The sequence below is a fragment of the candidate division WOR-3 bacterium genome, from assembly GCA_039801365.1.
Taxonomy (GTDB): domain Bacteria; phylum Hydrothermota; class Tepidihabitantia; order Tepidihabitantales; family Tepidihabitantaceae; genus JBDRUN01.
Map to the genome: position 1 here is coordinate 74,591 of JBDRUN010000002.1, position 6,300 is coordinate 80,890.

4 protein-coding genes are annotated in these 6,300 nt (G+C 57.2%); 3 read left to right on the top strand and 1 reads right to left on the bottom strand.

Features of this window, described 5'->3' with window-relative positions; translation table 11 throughout:
* Window positions 1-182 precede the first annotated feature (182 nt).
* Window positions 183-923, bottom strand: coding sequence for a sigma-70 family RNA polymerase sigma factor (locus tag ABIL25_00875; protein ID MEO0080833.1), 741 nt, complete (start codon window positions 921-923; stop codon window positions 183-185).
* Between the two features lie 561 nt (window positions 924-1,484).
* Between ABIL25_00875 and ABIL25_00880 the strand changes: the two genes are divergently transcribed.
* The 3 genes from ABIL25_00880 to ABIL25_00890 form a co-directional block, all read left to right on the top strand.
* Window positions 1,485-1,736 (top strand): PIN domain-containing protein, encoded by a 252-nt coding sequence (locus tag ABIL25_00880; protein MEO0080834.1) that lies wholly within the window; start codon window positions 1,485-1,487, stop codon window positions 1,734-1,736.
* A gap of 303 nt (window positions 1,737-2,039) precedes the next feature.
* Window positions 2,040-5,219, top strand: coding sequence for a DNA methyltransferase (locus ABIL25_00885; protein ID MEO0080835.1), 3,180 nt, complete (start codon window positions 2,040-2,042; stop codon window positions 5,217-5,219).
* A 3-nt stretch (window positions 5,220-5,222) separates the two neighbouring features.
* Window positions 5,223-6,300: DEAD/DEAH box helicase family protein (locus ABIL25_00890; protein ID MEO0080836.1), on the top strand; the 1,078-nt coding region annotated here is incomplete at its 3' end.

The window sequence follows — 6,300 nt, forward strand, 5'->3', positions numbered from 1 at the left end:
CTTTGGGCAGTTAGAGAACTTCGCGGAATAGTGGAGACTGACCGCAGTCAGTCCCCTTCACTAAGTTATATGGTCGAGAAAGGCTGATTTGCCCAAGAGAATGAAAGCCGCGCCGGCAGGTTCTGAACTATGAGTCATGAGTTCTGAATCCCGACTTCTGCCTTGTCCCCGCCGCATTGCACTCAGAACTCATCGGTCATCCTCTTTGCCGCTGCATCAGCCAGCGGAGGAGGCCCATCGGGCAGACGTGCTGTCACTGAAGCGCACCAGTCATCGTCCTCGCCCATGCTTTGGCCATAGGCCCGGAAGCGGAGCGCCTTCGTGAACGCTGCTTCAAACGGCCTGATACCGTGTTCCTGCAACCGGCGCCTGAGGACGGCCAGTGCACGCTCGCGCTCGCGCCGTACCCGGCTGACGCATACGCCCAGACGCCGGGCAGTCTGCACGAACGTCCGGCCCTCCAGGTCGTGGCAGGCGATGGACAGCCGTCCTTGCTCGGCCAGCGAGTTATACTCCTGCCAGAGCAGCCGGCTGCGCTCCTCGCGTTCACGAAGCTCTTCCGGGCCGGGCTGGGTCGGTACGTACTCGGCGTGCACCTCCTCGTCGAACGCCTCGAACCTCGGCGCGTCCCGACGCCTGCCAGTTCTGTCCCGGACCCGCCGGACACCGAACCGTTCCTCGATGACTTCCCGGGCCACGCTAAGCGCCTGCCAGTTCATCCAAGTCTGGAACGATGCGCCTTTGTCCGGGTTGAACCTATCAAGCCTGAGAAAGACGCGCTCGTGCGTCCTGACGGCGACCTCGTCCACAAAGCCTGCGCCGAGATGTCCGTACCGCGCGGCGATGAAAGCGCGCAAGCCGTTGTCGCACGCCCGGTAGACCTGTTCATACGCGTTCACGTCGCCGGCCAGGACGCGCTGCACTGCAGCGGCAACCTTTCCGCCGGTGATTGTTGCGTTCGGTCCGGCCTGTTTGCCTTGCTCTGTCTCCGCCCGCCCTGCTTGTGCCCTGGGCCTTGTGCCTTTAGGTTCCTTGACCCCGCCTTTCACTCTGTGTTGTTCCGAGTTCATCCTGCTACCCGACACGACTGCTCCAATCGGCGTTGAACACTACCTGAACACGACCGCCTGGTTCCCGGCAGGCCAACGCCGTTACCGGTCGGGACTTGCAGGCGGCCCATAATGTTCTTACAAACCCCGGGCCACAACAGCCGTACTGCCCGTGCCAAGAACCTAGCTAGGCCAGGAAAGAAATCAAGCCCAAGGAATAGGTTCGCGCATATCGCTAACACCATGAAAAACCGTTACATATTCCGCCAGTGGTGCAAGACCGTCTTCTGGCGTTTGGCAGGGTATGTAAACATACGTTTACCGTGTGGTTACGGTTTCTCCTGGTGGGATTCTGCTTGTTGTCTGCCTTCTCTGTTCTGGCGCATGTTTCCCTAGTGGGTCTGGATCGAGCTCGTGTGTGTGTAGTATTTATGCGTGATTCTTGTGTACGATTATGGTGCATATCGTGCTATGCTGGTGTATACGAGAACCACGCTGGACATACCCAAAAGTCTGCTCGACGAAGCAAGGCAGTTACTCGGGGCAAAGACCAAGAGTCAGGCAGTGACGCTGCCGATGAGCGACGCCATTCTGGCCGCGCTCGCGATTCAGAACGACCGCCGGCTTCTCACCTGGGACCAGCGCTTTCGCCGCGTACCAAAGCTCCGTGTTTCCTTCCTCAAGTAACGCAGCCGACAACGCTGAACGCTGAGTTCTGAACTCCAAAGTCCAGCGGCAGTAAGCTGCCAGCGTCCACCTCTGCGATTCTGGAATCTGGTATCAATCTCTCCGTCCGCTTGACCGCTACCTTCTGCTTGACTACACTGGCGCGCAATGAGTGACCCAGGGCCGGGCCGGAAAGGAGCCTAATTGTCGCGCAGGTTCGAGAGTAAGGAGCTTGACACCGAAACCCCACGTCCTAGCATCGGCGCCAGATGAATCATTGGCTACGTACTGCTGATGCCGCAGTTCACAGAGGAGGTGATTAGAATGCCGCAGATTGAGACACCGTTGGAGCGATTCCAAGGACTAATCCGAGAACTGCTACAGGTTGACTATTCCGACCTGGACTTCGGCCTGTATCGCCTGCTGCGGCTGAAGCGGGACGAAGTTGAGGCATTCATCACTCAGCAGTTGCCCGAAGAAGTTGACAAGGCATTTGCCACCATAGCCGACAGCGAGACGGGGACACTGAAACAGAAGGTTGATGAGCTGGCCACCTATTTGCGTACCGAGGTCAACGAACAGATTCTGGAGTCCGATGGCACGGTCAACTCCGAGCGGGCCAAAGGGCTGGGCAAGAAAGACCGGGAAAAGGTCGCCGAGTACGAGGCCTTGCGGGGCCGTCTTGCAACGGCTGAGTCAACGGTTGCCGACAAGACCGAGGTCTTCAACCACCTGTTCAACTTTTTCTCCCGCTACTACGAGGATGGCGACTTCATTCCCAAGCGCCGCTATGGCGCTCGCGAAACCTACGCGGTGCCCTGGGACGGCTCGGAGACAATGTTCTACTGGGCCAATAAGGACCAGCACTATGTCAAGACTGCCGAGACGCTCAAGGACTACACCTTCACCCTGTCCGGCGACCTTGCCGACAAGACCGAATGGCGCGTGCGGTTTGTGCTGGTCGAAGCTTCGGTGCCCAAGGACAATGTCAAAGGCGACGACCGGTTCTTCTTTCCCCGGCCTGACTCAATCGAATGCGACACCGAGAAGCACGAATGCCGTATCGGGTTTGAGTACCGACCACCAACCGAGCAGGAGATAATCTCCTATCGCGGCAAGGAGAACGCGCGCAAGCCTGACCAGGACAAGATTCTTCTCGACAAACTGTCGGCGCTGCTCAAGAAGATACCTGATGCCCAACTGCGGCGCAGACTTTCGGCCGATACCCGTACCAAACAGCAGATACAGGACAAGAAACCGGCTGAGCCGGTACCGCTGCTGCTCAAACGCCTGCGCCACTTTGTCCGGCGCAGTACGACCGACTACTTCGTGCACAAGAACCTGAAGAAATTCCTTGAGCAGGAACTGGAGTTCTACATCAAAGACCAGGTCCTGCACCTTGGGGACATCGAAGGCGACATCCAGACCCGGCTACGGATGATAAAGGTATTCCGGCGCCTGGCCGGACAGATAATTGAATTCCTGTCCCAGATCGAAGATGCACAGAAGCGGCTGTTTGAGAAAAAGAAGTTCGTTACCGAAGTCAGTTGGCTGATACCGATACAGCACGTGCCGGGACAGTTCCGGCCCGACATCGTCAAGAACAAGGCGCAACTGAAGCAGTGGAAAGACTGGCTGGCTATTGAGCCGGACGAATTCTTCGGCAAGAAGGGCAAGATTGACCTTGACTTCCTCAAAGGTCATCCGACCCTGGTCGTGGACACGCGCCTGTTTCCGGCCGACTGGACCCGCCGGCTCATCGAATCCCTGCCCTTTGACGACCTGGACGATGCAACCGACGGCCTGCTCATCCACAGCGAGAACTACCAGGCCCTGCGCCTGCTCCTGGAGCGCTTTCGCGAACAGGTCAAATGCATCTACATTGACCCGCCGTACAATACGCCCGCGTCAGTAATTCTGTACAAGAACAACTACAAACATTCGTCATGGATAACGTTGCTGGGAAACAGGCTGCGCTTGGGCGGAAACCTATTGCTGCACGACGGTACGCTAATCATCGCTATAGACGATACTGAAAAGACTTTTCTTTCAGAAATTGCAAAGCTCTTGTTCCCGTCGTTCGATGAGAATGTAGTTGTTGTCAATCATCATCCTGCTGGAGCAGGACTTGAAGGCGCTAATATTTCGGCAACACATGAATATGCGATTTTTCTCACGCCGACTGGGAAAAAGTTGCTATACGGCCCCCGAAGCGATGGTTCCCAAGGTCGGATAGGTTTTGTTCGAACTGGTACTGCTCAGAGCAATCTTCGCAAAGGCCGTCCCAACAGCTTCTACGCCGTGTTGGTTGATCCTTCTACATCTAAGATTGTAGGGGCCGAACCACCCCCACAAGGAGACAACTACCCCAAAGGGGAAACTTCCAGAGGCTACCTCCGAATATACCCGGTCAGTGAAGACGGAACAGAACGTGTGTGGCGACGGTCCTATGAATCGTTCTTTCGTGAACTCGCGCTAGGTAATTTGGAGTGTGTATGCAACAAGACCGTCTACATCAAACCTAACATAGCTGAAAGGCACAAGCCTATCCCTAGCAACTGGACTGACACGCGGTACAATGCAGGGGCCCACGGGACGAACTTGCTAACAAGCATCATCGGTGCACCCTTGTTCTCCTATCCGAAATCGCTCTATACCGTATTGGACTGCATCTCAGCTGCTACGATCTGTCACAAGGACCCTCTGATCGTTGATTACTTCGCCGGTTCTGGCACGACCGGCCATGCGGTCATCAATCTGAATCGGGAGGACGGCGGGCAGAGGAAGTTCATACTGGTGGAGATGGGGGAGTACTTTGACACCGTGCTGGTGCCAAGGATTGTGAAGGTGATGTATTCGCCAGAGTGGAAGGACGGCAAGCCGAAGCGGCTGGCAACAAAGAAAGAGGCCGAGCGCACTCCGCGGCTGGTGAAGATTCTGCGTCTTGAGAGCTACGAGGACGCTTTGCACAACATCGCCACCAACGGCACGCAGGAGCGGGTTGAGAAGCGCGAGCAGGCCTATAAGAACGCGGTCGGCGAGAGTGAGTACAGCATCCGGTATCTGGTGAAATTGCCGCTTGAGGCCACAGATACGATGGTGAATCTGGCGAAGTTCGAGCATCCGTTCTCCTACACACTGGAGATACTCACCGAGGACGGGCCGAAGCAGCAGCAGGCCGACCTGGTGGAGACCTTCAACTATCTTTACGGCCTGCGGGTGAAGCGATATGAGACTTGGCAGCACGACGGCCGCGAGTATCGGGTGGTGAAGGCGACCGACCGAGAAGGGAAACGCCGGGTGCTGGTGCTGTGGCGCGATATGGACGGACTGAAGCCAAAGGAAGAGCGTGATTTCCTCGAGGCGAAACTCGCGGAGCTTTCGGCCGCAGGCGAATCGTACGATGAGAAGTTCATCAACGGCGACTGCGCAGTGCCGGGCATCACTTCGCTCGACGCGCTGTTCAAGCGGCTGATGACCGCAGGAGAAGAGGAGTCGGCCTGACCCATGCCCGGGTTTATAACTGGCGGCAGACTTGCCCAGCGACTGGTGCTGAATCGCTGGTTTCTGTCTCAGCTTGGGGCAGAGAGCTTCGAGGAACTGAAAAACCTATTGCGGCTGGTGCCCGAAGGTGCAGGTGACGATAGTCAGAGCCACTTTTTCGACCGGCTGGTCCTGCAGGACAGACTGAAGCTCGACCGCGACCAGCTAGCGGTCTATGACCGGCGTGTGCTTGGGTATGAACACAGGCTGGCACGGCATCGGCGTGACTTCCGGTTTCGCTACTTCCAGTATCTGGCCGTGCTTGCCGCTGAGGTCTATCTTGACCGGCTGACGCAGAACCCGACCGGTCTGCTGAATGAGCTGAATGAGTTTCTCTCCGGGCTTCAGCGGGAAGACTCAACCCTCGAGGCCACGACGCGATTCGAAGCTGACGACCTGCGGCGGATGGCGTTCTTTATGGCCACTGGTTCGGGTAAGACGTTGCTCTTGCACGTGAACATCTGGCAGGTGCTTCATTATCTGGAGCACGGCCGGTATCCCGAGGCACTTGTGCGGCGGATGGACGGCAGGCGGGCGTTCAACAATATTCTGCTGGTCACCCCGGGCGAAGGGTTGTCAGACCAGCACCTGAAGGAGCTGAAGGCAAGCGGGCTGAACGCCGGGCTGTTGGTGGAGAACCGCTCGAACAGCGGCGGGCTTTTCGGCCCGATGGTCAAGGTCATCGAGATTCACAAGCTGGCCGAAGAGCCGTCCAAGGACGGAGTCAGCATCGTGCTTGAAGAACTACAGAGCGACAATCTGGTTATTGTTGACGAAGGGCACAAGGGCACGGCTTCCGAAGAGAAGAAGTGGAAGGACAAGCAGCAGCGGCTGTGTCGGGACGGTTTCCTGCTGGAATACAGCGCTACCTTCTCGCAGGCCATCGGCTCTGCCTCGCCGAAACGACAGGAAGAACTGCTCTCAGAGTACGGCAAGGCGATTCTGTTCGACTACGGGCCGGCCAAGGCACATCGTGACCCCCTGCCTGACGCTTGCGCGTTTCATATGATACCCGTAGCGCCAGCAACTCGTCAAGGTCGAG

Excerpts from the sequence above, each read along its gene's own strand:
- ABIL25_00885 (MEO0080835.1), top strand. The coding sequence starts at position 2,040 with ATGCCGCAGATTGAGACACCGTTGGAGCGATTCCAAGGACTAATCCGA.